The organism is Wenyingzhuangia sp. IMCC45574 (assembly GCF_054182685.1).
In genome coordinates, this window is sequence record NZ_CM135169.1 from 1250569 (window position 1) to 1267890 (window position 17322).

General features: G+C 32.8%; 9 protein-coding genes. 1 reads left to right on the top strand and 8 read right to left on the bottom strand.

Going from position 1 to position 17322, the window contains the following annotated elements:
* The first annotated feature begins 48 nt into the window (after positions 1-48).
* Positions 49-873, top strand: a complete 825-nt coding sequence (locus ACXHHC_RS05295; protein WP_458228606.1) for a lysophospholipid acyltransferase family protein — start codon at positions 49-51, stop codon at positions 871-873.
* Positions 874-1018: 145 nt separating this feature from the next.
* Here the strand turns inward: ACXHHC_RS05295 and ACXHHC_RS05300 are convergent, their stop codons facing one another.
* The 8 genes from ACXHHC_RS05300 to ACXHHC_RS05335 form a co-directional block, all read right to left on the bottom strand.
* Complete coding sequence (locus ACXHHC_RS05300; RefSeq protein ID WP_458228607.1) at positions 1019-1198, bottom strand: hypothetical protein; 180 nt, start codon at positions 1196-1198, stop codon at positions 1019-1021.
* 196 nt (positions 1199-1394) lie between these two features.
* Complete coding sequence (locus ACXHHC_RS05305) at positions 1395-2090, bottom strand: hypothetical protein (protein ID WP_458228608.1); 696 nt, start codon at positions 2088-2090, stop codon at positions 1395-1397.
* 58 nt (positions 2091-2148) lie between these two features.
* Positions 2149-3972 (bottom strand): hypothetical protein, encoded by a 1824-nt coding sequence (locus ACXHHC_RS05310; RefSeq protein ID WP_458228609.1) that lies wholly within the window; start codon positions 3970-3972, stop codon positions 2149-2151.
* 6 nt (positions 3973-3978) lie between these two features.
* The gene (locus ACXHHC_RS05315; protein ID WP_458228610.1) at positions 3979-5736 is read right to left on the bottom strand and encodes a RagB/SusD family nutrient uptake outer membrane protein; all 1758 of its coding nucleotides are present in this window, start codon (positions 5734-5736) and stop codon (positions 3979-3981) included.
* Positions 5737-5747: 11 nt separating this feature from the next.
* Positions 5748-8825: a SusC/RagA family TonB-linked outer membrane protein gene (locus ACXHHC_RS05320; RefSeq protein WP_458228611.1), complete on the bottom strand. Its 3078-nt coding sequence runs from the start codon at positions 8823-8825 to the stop codon at positions 5748-5750.
* A 369-nt stretch (positions 8826-9194) separates the two neighbouring features.
* Entirely contained in the window at positions 9195-13328 is a 4134-nt protein-coding gene (locus ACXHHC_RS05325; protein WP_458228612.1) for an ATP-binding protein, read from the bottom strand.
* 145 nt (positions 13329-13473) lie between these two features.
* Positions 13474-14916 carry a sulfatase-like hydrolase/transferase gene (locus ACXHHC_RS05330; protein WP_458228613.1) on the bottom strand — a complete coding sequence of 481 codons (1443 nt, stop codon included), beginning with the start codon at positions 14914-14916 and terminating at the stop codon, positions 13474-13476.
* 281 nt (positions 14917-15197) lie between these two features.
* Positions 15198-17216, bottom strand: a complete 2019-nt coding sequence (locus ACXHHC_RS05335; protein WP_458228614.1) for a glycoside hydrolase family 127 protein — start codon at positions 17214-17216, stop codon at positions 15198-15200.
* Positions 17217-17322: the final 106 nt, after the last annotated feature.

Sequence of the window (17322 nt, forward strand, 5' to 3'; positions counted from 1 at the left end):
GAAATTATTGTAAATTTGCCACCGAACTAAGAAAACCAAACTAATTAAATGAGTTTATTTAAAAAGAATCCTTTTGGACAATTTCTTTTTTTGAAAAAGATAATCATTGCTGTTTTTGGAATTATTTCCTACCGCAGGTACAATGGTTTTAACAAACTCCAAATAGAAGGTTCTGAAATTTTAAAAGAACTACCTGATAGAAATGTATTGTTCATCTCTAACCATCAGACCTATTTTGCTGATGTTGCTGCTATGTATCATGTTTTTTTTGCCACACTAAATGGTAGAGAAAATTCTTTAAAAAGATGGACCTATTTACTACATCCAAAATTGAATTTGTATTATATAGCTGCTTTAGAAACGATGAAGGCAGGTTTATTACCAAAGATATTTGCTTATGTAGGTTCTATCTCTATAGAAAGAACTTGGAGAGCAGCAGGTCAGAATGTAAATAGACAGGTTAAAATGTCTGATATTACAAATATTAAAACAGCTTTAGATGATGGATGGGTAGTTACCTTTCCGCAAGGAACTACAAAGCCTTTTAACCCTATTAGAAGAGGAACTGCGCATATTATTAAAACATACAAACCTATTGTTGTACCTATTGTAATTGATGGGTTTAGACGCTCTTTTGACAAAAAAGGACTCTTAATTAAAAAAAGAGGAATTCTACAGTCTATGGTTATTAAACCACCTATGGAAATTGATTACGAAAACGAAGATGTAAACGATATTGTTAAAAAAATTGAATTTGCTATTGAACAACATCCTTCATTCTTAAAAGTTATTTCTGTAGAAGAATATGCAGAGCAAGAAAGAAAATTAAATAAGCAACGTGAATTTTGGAGCAATGCAGATGACGAAGCATAAAAATCTGTACCGTAAAATCTAATAAGGCATACATATATACAAAAAACAGGAATTTAATAAATTCCTGTTTTTTTTGTTTTTTAACACTTCTATTATTTAAAGAGAACCTTTTTTTTGTAAGCAATATTATCTAATTCAACCTCTACTAGGTAAAACTAAACTCATCAGATGGAATAAAACTGTATTGGTATATCTCTTTGCCTGTTACATCAAAAACAGACAGTTTACCTGATGAAAAATCCTTGTATATCTTAAACTTAAGCTCTTTTTGCTCTACAGGGTTTTGTACTACTACAAACACATCGTCTGTTGCTTCTGTAGACACTACAACATCACTCTCAGTCCCAGTTACTCTTAAAAGAAATACATCATTAGGTTTTTAAATCTAAAAGTACTAATCTTCTTCTTTTTGATAAAAAAACTGAAAAATTTAGAAGGATAAAACACTCATAAATAGCAATAAAAAAAGCAGCCCTAAGGCTGCTCAATTTTTGGTTTTTAGTTTTATTTATAATAATTGGTTAATTATAAATCTCTGTTTCTGTTACAACAACTTCACTTATTGCAGAAGCAACAGTAGTTACAACTGTTGTTGTTTTCTCGGTTACATCATCTACTGTAACAACCGTAGTAATTTCACCTGTAGTATTTGTTGCTGGTGTTACAGCTTCTGGAATTGAAACCTCTCCAGTCTCTTTGTCTTTAACTGTCGTAATTTTAGTAGTATTGGTAATTGTTAAACCTACACCAGCTACTGTTGCCAACGCATTCCCGTCTACATCTGTATTTGCAATTTCTAATAAATAATCTGTAGAAGTTTCAGTTAACGTAATCGTTCCTGTCTCTGCATTAGTTACCTCATCAGAAGAAGAAATAGTATAGCTTACTTTATACATTCCCTCAACAGCTGGATTTACGTCTTCGGCAGCAATATATGCAGATGATTCATCCAAAGAAGCAACATTAAAGTTTAAGGGTCTAGCGTCTTGTTCATAATGTATTACTAAATCTGTTTCCTTGTATATATTAATTGTACTAGGAACATTTACACTTGTGTATCCTGCCAATGTATTGTTAGCTGCAATTGGGTTTGAAACCTCTATGGTATATGCCGGAACTAACTTTACTTCCTTAAATTCTTTTTCATCAGAACTACTACAACTAACTATAGCAGCTATGATTGGTAAAAATTTTAAATATTTAATTATGTTTTTCATTTTTATATTTTTTAAAACACTTCCTCTTAAGTATATAAAGAGGAAGTATGTTATAAATCTATGGTCTATCGTTCACTATTAATAAATCAAAATTATCTAACCATAACTTTTGCACAATCGCATCGTCTTGACCGGTTTTAGTAACATTTACATCCATTCTTCCGGCATTAATAGTTGGTAAGTCCACCGCTGGTAAAGTTAATAGTACCCACTTCCCTTTTTCTACAGAAGAAATATCAAAATTAAAAGTAGCTTCTACTTTATCAGTAAAGTTATATTGGAAATTCGTCATATTAGTAGCAGGATCTATATATACCCAAACACTTGGTATATACTTACCTGGAGAAACTGGACTAATAGTTTTAAATGCAGATCCTTGTAGTCTTGCCAAATTCGGAATACCAGTAGCTGGTGTTTCAAATTTCAACGAACTATTTCCTTCATATGCTAAGTCTGTATCTCTCCAATAGTACAACGGTCCAGCTTCTTTATTAGCATTGTGTTGAGCCCAGAACAACCCTTGATTCATATTCGCTAGTTTGAACTGATTTCCTGAACCACCATATTCAGATTCATACCCTGTGTAATCATTAATATTCATAATTCCTTCATAATCTGCAAAAGATATAATTCTTGTAACAGGATCAAAACTAGCTAATGATCTTCCATCTACAGATAGAATTCCGTTTTCATCGTCTAAATTGTCGTCTGTATAAGAAACTGTGAAAGTATCAGTATTGTAAACTGGCTCAGCTAATTTTAATTCTATAACTGTTGCATCTCCATCTTTTAACGAAATAGATTCCACAGCTATGTCTTGGTCAAATCCGGCATCTGTATTAGTTACATGAACCGTAAACTTACCTTCCTGTCCTGCAAAACTTTCAACTTCACCGCTTACAGGGAAGCTAATAGTACCATTTCCACTTACTTTTAAACCAGACTTGTATTCAAATGGTTTGGTAGATGGCAATACTTTAATTTTTAACGGAATTAGTTTTGTAACATTTTTAACAGGTCCAACTGTATTCGTTCTTCTAGACTGAATTGTTGCTGTATAAAAATCATCTCCTTCAGTTAACTTATTATAAGTAATTTCAACAAGTTCTCCTCCACTAATTTCTGGTTTACCTCCTCCTAAAGTCCATCTTCTAGCATCAACTTCTCCTGCTGTAGATAAATCTTCAAATTGTAACTTTTCAGCTGCTTCAATAGAAATCTCTAACCAAGAATCTATATCTTCTTCACTAGGATTTTCATCGGCTGTTACATGTAAAATCTCTGAGTATGGATTTCCTTCATCCAAAATAGTTGGCCCTGTTGGGTCAGCTGGGTTGGTTATATAATTTTGTCTGTAAATTTTAAATTCAGGATTAGGATCTTCAAATACTTTTACTTTAAAAATAGTATCTACCACTTTACCCGTAAATTGCTTTTCCTCTCCATTAATTTCTTTAGAATAATTTACTTCTGTATTAAATGTTGTGGTTAGCTTTACATCATAAGTACCTGGCTCTGTAAACAAAACGTTTATTAAAGATTCTGATGATGTAGTTCCAGCATCTGGTATAATAAAAGAAGTGTAAATAGAATCTGTTTCTCCAAATTCTTTGTTTAAGAACCTCCCCGATGTTGGAATTTCCCAATTACGACTTTTTACTCCAAACGAAATATCGTAAAAAGCTAAATAATCATTTAGGTTGATGAATTTTTCACTAACTCTTTCTGTTTCGTCTGTTCCACTAGAGTACCATTTAAAACTGGCATAATCTCCTCCCATTTCAGAAGTATCCCCATACAGAGTAACATCTTCTGTTGAACAACTTGTTATAAAGCAAAATGCCAATAACAAGGATGCGAATATTTTTATATTAGTTTTCATATCTTTTTAATTTACATTTTGGTTGTATAATGACTCTTCATTAGGTAGCGGTAAATAAGAATGTAAAGACTCTAAATAATTTACAGCTGCTTCTCTAAATTCAACTTTAAGATTGTCTGTTTCATCTCCTACTCCTATCTGAATTCTTCTTCCATTTCCAGTTACCTCTTCTCCATCTGCATCTATATAAGAAAACGGATACTGTACCAGTTGATAGTCTCTAGCTGCTAAGTCTTGAAATCTTTGCTTTGCAACTCCCCATCTTCTTAAATCAATTGCTCTTTCTGCATATCCTTCTAATGCTAACTCCAAAGGTCTTTCGGTATACATTAAATGTTCCATTAAACTTGTTTGGTCGTACGTAATATCATTGTAAGTCCCAGAACCATCATCAGCACCTAAAAGCATTAATCCCCATCTATCTCTAATTGTGTTTATATAACCTAATGCTAAATCAATATCATTTTTTTGTATGTAACACTCTGCCAACATTAAATAAGCATCGGCCAATCTATACACTACAACATTCTTATTACTTTGCCACGGAGTTGATAATACTTGCTCTTCATGAGAAACAATGTCGTGATTGGTGAATTTCTTAAAAAATGAAAAAATTGCAGTCCCAAAACTAGTGTTCTTATAAGCTGGAGTTTGACCGTAATAAGTAGACTCCTCATCGTTAGCAACAGCAATCATCTGAGCACATCTTAATGGAACACTTTTTAATTCAGTTCCATTTTTAAAGTTTCTTGAATCGTTAAAATTAACTGGTTCTGAAGAATAAGCATGTGTAATCCATGCAGTAGGGTTAAAATACCCTGAACCACCTTGTCCTCCACCAAAATTGTTTGGAGCAGAATACCTTGCCCATCTAGTTGTATAGGCTTCTTCATCCCAACTATCTCCATTAGAATTCACCAATCTTTGATGAACATCAGTATAATTCAATTCAAAAATAGATTCAGAACTGTAATCTCCTGCATGTGTATTTATTAACTGAACATTTTCTCCTGTTAATAAACTAAACCCATAAGCCCCTTCAATCACATCTTTTAATAATGGAATCGCAGCATCGTATTCTTCTGTATACAAATAACTCTTTCCTAAAACCAAAGCAGCCAATCCTTTGTTTGCTCTTGCTTTCTCACTTTGTATAGCAGGTAAATTATCATACGCATAAGCTAAATCTTCTCTAAAGAAATCTAAAACTTCCTGTGAAGTTGAAACTGGTTTTGAGTGATCCTCAAAACTTACTGGAACTTCATCTCTAATAATAATCTCTCCATTATTGTATGATGAGTGTAAATAAAAATGCATTAAACCTCTTAAAAAACGAGCTTCTGCCATTTGCCTTGTCCAAGCATCCTGAGACTTTAAGTCGTCTGACAAACCATTTAAACTTCTTATTGTTTGATTTGCTCTAAAAATAACTCGGTACATTCCTCCCCACTGCTTGTGGTAATGTGTACTAACTACATTGGTAAACCTTTGAGCATGCCAAGCTAAATTAGACCCGTTTTGTCTTGTTCTTTGATTTGGAAAAGCCAAATCACTTCTTAAAGATTCGTTATCAAAAGCCCATATGTATTGGTTTAATAAACCATTATAAGTAGCTGTTAAAATTTTATCTGTCTCTTGTAAATCATGTCCAAACGATTCTAATGAAACTTCATTTGGATTGATTTCCTCTAAATAATCATCACAAGATTGTAATGAAATAGCCAACGTTAATGAGGCGAGGATGTATTTTATATATCTTTTCATTTTTTTTATCGTTAAAATTTCACATTAAGACCTAAAGTGTAAAGCTGAGCTACAGGGTATCTAGAATAATCTAACCCTCTTCGTTGAACAGACCCTCCTACTTCAGGATCATACCCTGAATACTTTGTAATTGTTAAAGGGTTTTGAGCTGTTAAGAATAACCTTAATGATGATAATCCTATTTGCTCACAAGACTTTTTAGGGAAATTATATCCTAAGGTTGCTAACTTTAATCTTATAAAATCTCCGTTCTCTACCCAATAATCAATGTTTGGTTGGTAATTATCGTTTCCAATTAAATTGTGCAATGGAATGTTTGAAGTATGATTATCCTGAGACCACATATGTAATAAATCTTTATGCCTTGATCTTGAATACGCTTCATACTTGTTTACGTTAAAAATTTCAGATCCAACAGAAGCATACCAGTTTGTAGATAAATCAAATCCTCTGTAAGTCCATCTAAAGTTCCATCCTAACTCAAAATCTGGTAATGCACTTCCTTTATAATGTCTATCTCCGTTGTCTATAACACCATTTTTGTTATAGTCTAAAATTTCTATATCTCCCATTCTTGCATCAGGTCTAATTTTTTGATATTCTGCCAAACGCTCTTCTGTATTAATCGCTCCATTCGTTCCAAATAAGAAAAATGCACCTGCTTCATAACCTTCTCCAAATACAGTAATAGGATTACTTCTTACATTAGAAGCAGTATTATATAATAATGCTTGCCCTGATGTATCTGTAACTTCATTTGAGTTTTTAGTAAATACTATGTTAGAAGTAAATTTACTTTTACCAATGTTAGTTCTGTACTTAAAGGCAACTTCAATACCTCTATTTTCCATTTCCCCAACGTTCAATATGGTAATTAAATCACCCCCATCGTAAGCACCCGAAGAACTTGGAGTTCTAACAGGAAATAACATATCCTCATTTGTTGAGTGGTAATAATCAACTGTTAGATTAAATTTATTCTTAAAGAATCCTAAATCAAATCCAATATTTCTTTCAATTTTAGTCTCCCATTTTAAAGCTTCGTTTGCAAAGTTATACTGAGCCGCTCCAAAGGTTAAAACATTGTCTGTTGGATCGAATAGCGCATTTGAAACACCTAATCTCAATGTACTTTGAGCAGCATAACGATTGCTAAATCTATCATTTCCTACAGTACCTCTACCCGCTCTAATTTTAAAACTGTTAATAGTATTCTTAATAGGACTCCAGAAATCTTCATCCGAAACATTCCATCCTAAAGTTACAGACGGGAAAGTACCCCACTGATTATCTTTACTAAATACTGTAGAAGCATCTCTCCTTACTAAGGCAGTAAATAAGTATTTCCCCTTAAAGTCATAACTAACTCTTCCTAAATAACTAAATATTTTAGAGTTGTAATAATTGTCTGATGCTGCAATAGGATTGATACTTGCTCCATCTAAAACTTCTATATTATTATTTAATACACCTTCTTTTCTAGCAGAGAATCCTTTATATCCTTCTTCTTTAATTGCTGTAATAACTTGTGCCCCTACATTATGGTTCCCAAACTTTTTTCTAAAGCTTAATCCTAAATCTGCAGACAATGTTTCTTGTCTTGAAGCAGATGCTTGAACATTACTCTTTGTAGGATCTGTTTCGGTAGGATCTCCATTTAAGAATACAATCGAATATTGTGGAGAAAACTGATCACGGTAGTTATCCGTAATTGCAGCTCCTATAGTCCCCATAATACTTAACTCTTTTGTTAACTGTCTTGTAATTCCTAAACTAGCATTAATTCTTTCTCTGGTTGAGTTGTCTTTTCTCTTTAACGCTTGTGCTAATAACTCCAATGGAGTTCTTACTCCACCATCACCCTGACTTCCTGTAGAGTAAACTACATCTTGACTAGGGTCTACAATTGGATACAAAGGAGAATATCTTTGCGCATTGGTAATTACGTTGTTTCCTGTTCTCTGTCTCTTTTCTGTTGTAAAAGCAATACTAGATCTAATTTTCCAATCGTCTTTATTATAGCTTGCAGAAATACGTCCATTAATTCTTTGGAAACCTGAGTTGATTAAAGTTCCTTCTTGATCGAAAAAACCTCCAACAGCATTAAAAGAAAAATCTTTAGTTCCTCCAGAAATATTTAATGTATGTTGATGCGTTTTGGCATTATCAACCAAAACATAATCATCAAATGTATTATCATTGTTTAACCACTCTGGGAATCTTGTAGGACCAATTCTAAAAGTAGAAGCTCCATTGTCAACCTGAGTTGTTCTGTAAAATAATTCTTCTCTAGCATTCATTAAAGGAATACCATCTCCAATGTGCTGAACACCATATGTAGAATTTAGGGTAATATTCATTTTCCCTTCTTTTCCTTGTTTGGTAGTTACCAAGATTACCCCTCCTGCTCCTTGAGTACCATAAATTGCGGCAGAAGCAGCATCTTTTAAAATATCAATCGTTTCAATCTCGTTTGGACTTAAACCTGGGTTCCCTGGTTGAGCAATTCCATCTACAACCCATAAAGGCTCATTAGACCCCAATAAAGAAGTAACTCCTCTAATTTGAATACTTGCTTGCTCTCCTGGCTCACCACTACTTGCAGTTACGTTAACTCCTGAAACTTGACCTTGAATAGCCGAAGCAACATCGGTAGTTACAAACTGTTCAATAGCTTCTGCTTTTACTTGCACAACTGCCCCAGTAACTTCTTTTTTCTTTTGTGTTCCATATCCTACAACTACTACCTCATCTAAGGCATCAGCTTCTACCTCTAAGGTTACATCTAAAGTTTTTCCTTTTACTGTTTTAGCGGTGGTTTTCATCCCTAAATAAGAGAACTGAATGATATCACCTTGTTTTGCTTTAATAGCGTACTGACCATCAAAGTCTGTTGTGGTTATTATTTTGGAACCTAATTTTTGAACTGTTACCCCAATTAAAGGCAAACCATCTTCGGCTCCTGTTACAACACCTGTAACCTGATTTTGTGCTTGAGCATTACCTGTAGTACAAATAAGCACCAAGAACATGAGAAAGGATACCTTCCTCCATAATTTTTTGGTTTTCATAATTTTCAATCTCTTCATTTAAATTAGTTTTTGTTTTTGTCAAACTCTTAAACTCAACTAGAGCCATTCTAAGATTTAAATCTTTTCAACGTAAGACTGAATTATCTACATAAAAAATAACGATTCATTATCTTATACACAACTACATCGCAAAGAGTTTAAGATTTCAACAAAAGCAAAGTTCTCAGATATTAAGAGCCATCGTATGTTTGCCTGTAAATTTTATGTGTGTGCAAGTAAAAAACAGTAAGACACAGCCTAACATAGATTAAACCTTTGCAAAAGAGCGCTAATTAGGAACTTAATTAGCTACATAAAAAAAGCCTTTAAAAGCTAATTTGCTTCTAAAGGCTTTTACATTATTTAAATACTGTATAAATGATTTAACTAATCGGTATTACTCCCCAATAGATTGTCTAATCCTTTATTTACATATTGACCAGGAGTTACATTGTATTTATCTTTAAACACTTTACTAAAGTGTGACCTACTTTTAAAACCTGTGGCTACAAAAACCTCATTAACAGTCATTTTCTCCCTTACCAAAAACTCTGCTGCTTTCTTTAACCTATAGTCTTTTAACAATTCAAACGGTGTCTTGTTGGTTAAAGCTTTTACTTTCTGATAAAAATGAGTTCTATTTAAGTACAAATGTTTCGCCAAATTATCAATATCCAAATCTTTATTGTCTAAATTTTCAGACATTAAATCGTATAACTTCTCTAAAAAGGCTATGTCTTTTTTAGATTCTTTTTTCTTTTCTAACTCTAAAGGAAAATCACTCTTAAATCGCTCTCTTAGCTGTGCTCTGTTCCTTAGTAAAGATTCTATAGTCGTAATTAATCTTTGTGAGTTAAAAGGCTTTTTAATATACGCATCTGCTCCTTCTTCTATTCCTTGTATTTGTTCGTCATTAGAAACACACGCAGTTAATAACACTACAGGAATATGACTTGTCTTTATATTTTCTTTAATAGACTTACAAAGTTCAAAACCATTTACCTCTGGCATTAAAACATCACTTAAAATTAAATCTGGCCAATCTTCTTTTAAAGCCTCTAAACATTCTGCTCCGTTTGCAAATGCTTTCACATTAAAAAACTTAGATAAAATCTCTGTTACAAAATTCCTCATATCTAAATTGTCCTCTGCATAAAAAATTCTTGCATTAGAGAAAGACTCATCTACCTTTAAAGCACTATAGTCAATTTCTACAGGAGTCTTTGGTTCTTCTTTTCTTTCGAATTCTTTTTCTAATTGTAAAATTCTCTCAAGTTCATCTTCCTTTACTTCTCCCTCGTGTATTACGGGTAAAATAATATGAATTGTAGTTCCTTCTCCTAGTTTACTTTCGGCATTTATATAACCGTAATGCATTTCTACCAATCTTTTTGTAAATGCCAACCCTATACCAGATCCTCCAATGTACTCCTCTGTCATTTTTTTAGATTGATAAAAACGTTCAAAAACATGTGGTAAATCTTCTGCATCTATTCCCTTACCAGTATCCTTAAACGTAAGTACCAAGTTGTTTCCGTTTACTCTGTAAGAAATACCTATTTGATCTCCTGATTTGGTATACTTAAAAGAGTTGCTCAATACATTGTTACATATTTTCTCTAATTTGTCCTTATCGGCAGAAACAAAAACACTTCTATCGTCTGTTCCATAAATTTTTAAACTTTTATCTTCCTTGTCTGATAAAAACTTAAAATCCACTGCCAAGTTTCTTAAAAACAAATCGAAATTAAACACTTCAAAATTCATTTTTAATTGCTGAGTATCTGACTTTTGAAAATCATGTACTTGGTCTATTAATTGAGAGATTCTCTTAGCTTGTCTTTGTACAATCGTTAATTTTTCCTCTACATTTATTTCCTCCCCTTTTTGAATTTTACTCATTACAAAATCTATAGGACCAGAAATTAGAGTAATCGGCGTTTTAATTTCATGTGTGATATTGGAAAAAAATCGAAGTTTAGACTCATTAACATCCTTTAAATTATCAAACTCTATTTGTTCAATTTCTATTTCATGATTTAATGACTGTATTTTTAAGAAAATTGAAAATACAAGGTAAATAATCAACAAACCAAAACCTATGTAAATTATATACGCAAAGCCCGATTTCCAAAAAGGTTTAGAGATGTTAATTTTTAATTCCTTGGGTTGAGTCCATTGGTTTAATGCATTAGAAGCCTTTACAACTAAGGTGTAATCTCCCGGCTGAAGTCCATTAAATTCAATTACGTTCTGTCCGTCCTTAAGCTCCACCCAATCTTCATTTAGCGGAACCATTTTATATTTTAAACTATGATTTTTAGTGTTTGAGTAATGCAATGGAATGGCCTCTATGGAAAATACATTCTCGTTATGCTTTAATTCTATAGCATTTAAATACGACAATTGCTTATTTAAAATCACCCTGTCTCCAATAGTATCACCAGCCTTAACCAACCTATTAAACAACCTAAATTCAGAAAAATCTAATACAGGTAAAGGTTCTTTTTTATCTACCTCCTCTGGCCTAAAGTAACAGAAAGACTCATTTCCAACAAAAACAAAAATACCGTTATCTAATTTCTGAGAAGTATAATAAAAGTCTTCAAAAGGCAAACCATCTTCTTTGGTAAAGCTTCTAAAAGAATGATTGTATACATTGAATTTATTCAACCCATTATTGGTCGATATCCAAAGGTTTCCTTTATCATCGTTTAATATACTCTTTACCACGTTGTTAGAAAGACCATCTTCTTCGGTAAAAGGAATAAACTTAGGAGTATTGGTATTGCTCTCCTCTACTTTACAAATCCCCCCTCCTTCTGTACCTATCCACAAGTCTCCATTGTCTAACCTAAGCACAGATGAAACAAAATTACTAGAAATAGTATTAGAACTCTTTTTATTAACCTTGTAGTTATTTACTTTAAAATCTTTTATAGGTCTATTGGAAGCTAGCTCTACTCTTATCAAACCTCTGGTTTTATCTCCAATCCATAAATAATGATACAAAGGATCTACATATAAATACTTAAACGTAGAGTAACTACCTATTTTCCTGTATGCACTGTTCTCTCTAAAGTCCTCTACATTACCAATGCTATTGTTTTTAATATTAACCTTAAAAATACCATCCGTAAAAGCAACCCATATGTTTCCATCTTTATCTTCTGTAATATCTCGTATCCCTCCTAAAAACTCTGGAGCTACTTTAATCTTCTCTATTCGCGCTCCATTATCCTTGGTCCTTCCAATGTATCTATTTAAATCTCCTGTAAACGTAAACCAAGAGTACCCTTTACTATCTCTATATATTAGTGTACTCTTTTCTTTTTCTTCTTTGTCAAAATTAAAATCTAAATAGTTAAACTGCTTCTTTTTAAAATCATACACTCTAAAATCGCCTCCAGAAACTCCTAAAGAAAAAACCGATTCAGATACTATAGATATATTTAAAAACTTTCGTTGTGCAGTCTTTACTTCTTTAAAAGGGTTTTTATCCAAGTCTATTAAAAAAACACCTTTATCAAAAGATCCTATCCACGAATACTTTGCATCAAAACCAACTAAAACACTTGTTCTTAACTTCTTACCACCATCACTAAAATAGGCAACTTCATATTCTTTTCCTTGAGAAAAAGCAGCTAAGTCCATAATCTTTAAAGCCCCTGAATTTAGTTCTCCCAACCAAAGATTGCCTTTAGAATCTATATTAGAAGTTGTAAATCTTAAATCTTCAAATTGTTTTTCATGAATTTTAAACGTACACTCTCCATTCTTAAACTCATAATCTACTATACGTACACCACCACTACTAGAACCAATTAATAATTTATTTTCTCCCAGACGTTCTATAAATGAGCTATTTATAAAGGGATCCATGTCAATTACTTTTACCTCTTTAGCAAGAGCATTGTATTGAAACATTTTGTAGGTTGTTGTAAAAAGATATACATCCTCGCTTATCGAAATTCCATCGATAATAAACTTACGTTTGGTAGGAAAGCCTAAAATATTGGCATTGTATTTTTCTTGAATTACAAAGTTTTGGTCAAAAACAATCAATTCATTGTTCTCTGTTCCACAAATAATGTCTTTGCTTTTGGGATGAATTCTAATACTGGTAATTGTAGGTTCTATTGTATTATTAATTCCATCAATGGTTTTTATCTTGGTAAACTTTTCTTGCTTAAAGTTATAAATCGTCAACCCCTTATCTGTTCCAATAATTAATTCTCCTCTATCGTTCTCGTTAATAGAACGAACCCTATTACTAGTTAATATATCTTTCTTGTAAGAGTTTTTATACTGCTTAATTCTAAAACCATCGTACTTATTCAATCCATCATAAGTACCAATCCAAACAAAACCTTTTGAATCTTTAAAGATAGAAGTAACCCCATTATGAGTTAAACCATTAGATATATTTAAAGCTTTGTAGTAGTGTAAATCTTCCTTTTGAGCAAAAGTAGTACCCAATAGAAAAAGGAATACGAAAATTAAATAGTAGTTTTTTTTCAAGTCTTCTAAATTTTAAACAAATATATTTCACATGCGTTAATATACTAAAGAATTCTCTTTATTTTACGCAACAAATCAATTATAATTACGTACAGAGACAAAAAGTGTACACACAAAAAAAGCAACCCTAAGGTTGCTTTAAATTTTAGTCCAATGAAAAAGTTTCGTTAAACCTTGGCATTTCTCGTTCTCGCCACAATTGTCCTTCTTCTTCTGCATGAAACCACAATGGTTCTACATGTGTAGCGGTCCACTTTTCTACCTTTTTTATCATCATTTTTAACCTCTCTGGATTTTCTGCACTTTTATCGTTCTCTTCGCTAATGTCATCTTTAATTTTAAACAACTTCCATGGTCTATTTCCAGTTCTTACTATTTTCCAATCATTGTACCTTGCACCTACATCACTTAAACCTGTTCTATGTCTAAGAATGTATAACATTTCGTCTTTATGAGGATTTGTTCCTTTTTTAAGATGAGGTAAAACATTTGTTCCTGCTAAGTCTTTTTGATTAGATGGAGTTACTTTAGCCAAAGCTGTAAAAGTTGGGTATAAATCTAAAGCCGATACCGGGTGATTAAATTTCTGATTTGGTTTGATTTGTTCTGGCCAATGGAAAAACATAGGCACTCTATGCCCTCCTTCATAAGCACTTCCTTTCCCTTCTTTTAAAGGATAGTTACTCGCTCCTTTTCCTAATTTCCCTCCATTGTCACTAAAGAATACAATAAGCGTGTTTTTAAATTGCTTGTTGGCTTTTAATGCCTTTACCAATTTACCAACCCCTCTATCTACCGCATAAACCATACCCGCATATGTCTTCCTCTTTTTATCTTTAATAGTTGAAAAGACATCCATATCCTCTTTTTTAGCTTGTAAAGGAACATGGGGAGCATTGTATGCCAAATACATAAAGAAAGGTTTGTTTTTCTTTGCTGCTTTGTTTACTATATTTACAGCTTCTCTAGACAAACCATCTGTTACATATTCCTTTTCGTCTACCTCCTTACCATTGTACTCCAACGGCTTTACGTAATCTCTTATTAATTTTACTTTGTTTTTCTTTTGTTTGGCATACTTAGGCTTGTACTGTTCTGGAAAATAGTCATGACCACCACCTAAGAAACCATAAAACTCATCATAACCTCTATTATTTGGATGAAACTGTTTGTCTGCTCCTAAATGCCACTTTCCTACTGCAGAAGTATAATACCCTGCCTCTTGCAACTCCTTACTAATAAACTTATGCTCTAATGGAATTCCCAAACCGCTATTTACCAAATCTTTAGGAATATTAAACTGTCCGCCCATTACATGTGCGTATTTTCCCGTCATAATACTTGTTCTACTTGGTCCACAAAATGGATGTGCTACATACCCGGCAGTCATAATAACTCCTGCATGAGCTAGCTGGTCTAAATTAGGTGTAAGAATATCTTTTGATCCGTTAAAACCTACATCATTGTATCCCAAGTCATCACACAGTATAACTAAAATATTGGGTCTTTTATCCTGAGCACACGCACCTGTTAACAGGAACATAGACAGTAGCATTATTCCTAATTTTGCTCTTAATATATTTCTCATTCTTAAATTAATTTTGGTTTTCTAACTTCTAATCCCTTCTGTACAACAATATTTCCAAGGCTTAAACCTACCTAAATACCAATGGCGAAAATTAATACTTCTTACAATTACCTCATCCGTAAATCTCAACCTTAAACAGTACTTTTTTTACATATAAAGCATATTTTACAAGAGAAAACATGCTTTTGGTACTTTTCTTATTTTTTTAAAAATTCATAAAAATCAAAAAACGTCTTAAAATGAATAAATCCACACAATAGACATGGTAAATTTTGTGCTGATTATTTCCACATAACTGGTAACCAAACAGACATTTCTGCTTTTCCTCTGTTTGCCCATGCAAAATAAGGCACCATTTGTAATTTTTTTGTTTCCCACGTAGGCTTAGAAACTTCTGTATACATTCCGGTTTTATGATCTTTACGTAATTTAAAATCTCCGCTAATAGTAGTAATCCCTCCTAAGAAATTAGGCTTATAAGTAGGTTTTAGTTTAGCATCTGTTGGATAGTACACATCTAAAACATCTGTTCCTTGTGGTAAATCTGGTGTTTCTACACAATACACTACAGGCCCTCTTTTTACTGCTACCTGATTACGTACTTCTTCTATTAAAGGATTCCCCTCTAACAACTTTACATCCATTGGCATTTGCAATGTAACCACATCGCCTTTTTTCCATTTTCTGTTTAATGTTAAATACACTCCTGCTGTAACCTTTTGAGCGACTTCTTTACCATTTACCTGAACCTTAGAACCCTTAGCCCATTCTGGAATTCTCAACTTAATATCAAAAGCCGATTTTTTACTTCTCTTAACAGTAAGTTTTACAGCTCCTTTCCATGGGTATTGACTTTCTTGAATTAATTCAATTTTAGAACCGTCCAACATTTTAGTTGTTAGTTTATTCCCACCGTAAAGATTTACAGCAACTCCATTATCTGTTAAACTATATGCCCATCCAGATAATTTAGCAATGGTACGCACCAAATTAGGAGGACAACAAAAACATGGAATATACGGCTGACGAACATCAAACTCTGTATCGTTACCAGGATCGTAACCATTGTGGCTTACTCTTAGTGGGTTGGCATAAAAATAATCCTTACCCTCTACACTAATTCCAGACAAAGCACTGTTAAACAAAACCAACTCCATGATATCTGCATATTTAGCTTCTCCATGTACTCCTAACATTCTATAACTAAACATAGAGTTACAAATATTAGCACAAGTCTCGTTATAAGCAGATAAATTTGGCATCATATACTCGTTAATAAAACCTTCGTGCACCATATCTACATGAGACGAAACCCCATGATGGGTTTGCCCTACTGCCCCAGTTACGTACATCTTTTTATCAACCACATTCATCCAAAGCCTGTCCAAAGCATCAATTAAAGCTTTTTCTCCTGTTTCCGCATAAACATCTGCTGCTCCTGCATAAAAATACAAAGCCAATACAGCATGCCCTTCTGCAGTTTTAGCTTTGCGTAAAGGAGTACGTTCTTGTACCATATCTCCTATAAACTTATAGCTAGAAACTTTGGTTGGTACTACTTTAGACTGTCCTCTTAAATTAATGAACAACTCCGCTAGTTTTAAATATCTTTCATCTTTTACAGTTCTATATAGTTCTACCAAGCCCATTATTTGTGTTTGGTTAAATCCAAAACGTTTTAAATCTCCCTTAGGCTCTGGCATAAACGTATTGTAAAGAAAATCTGCATTTTTAATAGCGATGTCTAAAAAATTAGTCTTTCCTGTTATTCTATTGTGAATACATGCACTGGTATATAAATGTCCAAAATTGTACATTTCGTGATGCTGTCTGTTTCCAAAACGGTCCATATCTTCTTTTGTTTGAACCATGGTATGTATATATCCGTCTGGTGCTTGTGCCTTACCAATAATGTCTATATATGCATCTAATTCTTTTAGAATTTTAGCATCTTTATTTTGAGCATAGATATACATAGAAGCTTCCATCCATTTGTAGAAATCCCCATCGTGCCATTTCATTCCTTTGTGCTTTCCTTCTTTTAGTCCCGCAGCAATTTTAAAATTATTTAAAGCATGTCCTGTATCTCCTGTAAGCAAGTCTCCCATATGAGGTACCATGGTTTGTTCTGCAACTTTAAATTTATCAGCCCAAAAACCTGTTGTCCACTGACAATCTCCAATGTTTACACTCTTAAATTTTACATTCGGACTTTTAGAATTATTCATAATTCCTTTGTCTTGAGCAAATGAAGCTATAAACAACATAAGTGCTAAAATTTCAATCCCTTTTTTTCTCATTATCTATAATTTATCTTGGTTTCTTTTCAATATAATATTGACACTTCTGTAGATCGTTTTTCACATAAAAATTAGTTAAAACTATCGAATCGTATCAAAAATACAT

Coding starts and splice junctions, on each gene's coding strand:
- ACXHHC_RS05315 (WP_458228610.1), bottom strand. CDS start 5,736: ATGAAAAGATATATAAAATACATCCTCGCCTCATTAACGTTGGCTATT.
- ACXHHC_RS05335 (WP_458228614.1), bottom strand. CDS start 17,216: ATGAGAAAAAAAGGGATTGAAATTTTAGCACTTATGTTGTTTATAGCT.
- ACXHHC_RS05310 (WP_458228609.1), bottom strand. CDS start 3,972: ATGAAAACTAATATAAAAATATTCGCATCCTTGTTATTGGCATTTTGC.
- ACXHHC_RS05320 (WP_458228611.1), bottom strand. CDS start 8,825: ATGAAGAGATTGAAAATTATGAAAACCAAAAAATTATGGAGGAAGGTA.
- ACXHHC_RS05305 (WP_458228608.1), bottom strand. CDS start 2,090: ATGAAAAACATAATTAAATATTTAAAATTTTTACCAATCATAGCTGCT.
- ACXHHC_RS05295 (WP_458228606.1), top strand. CDS start 49: ATGAGTTTATTTAAAAAGAATCCTTTTGGACAATTTCTTTTTTTGAAA.
- ACXHHC_RS05330 (WP_458228613.1), bottom strand. CDS start 14,916: ATGAGAAATATATTAAGAGCAAAATTAGGAATAATGCTACTGTCTATG.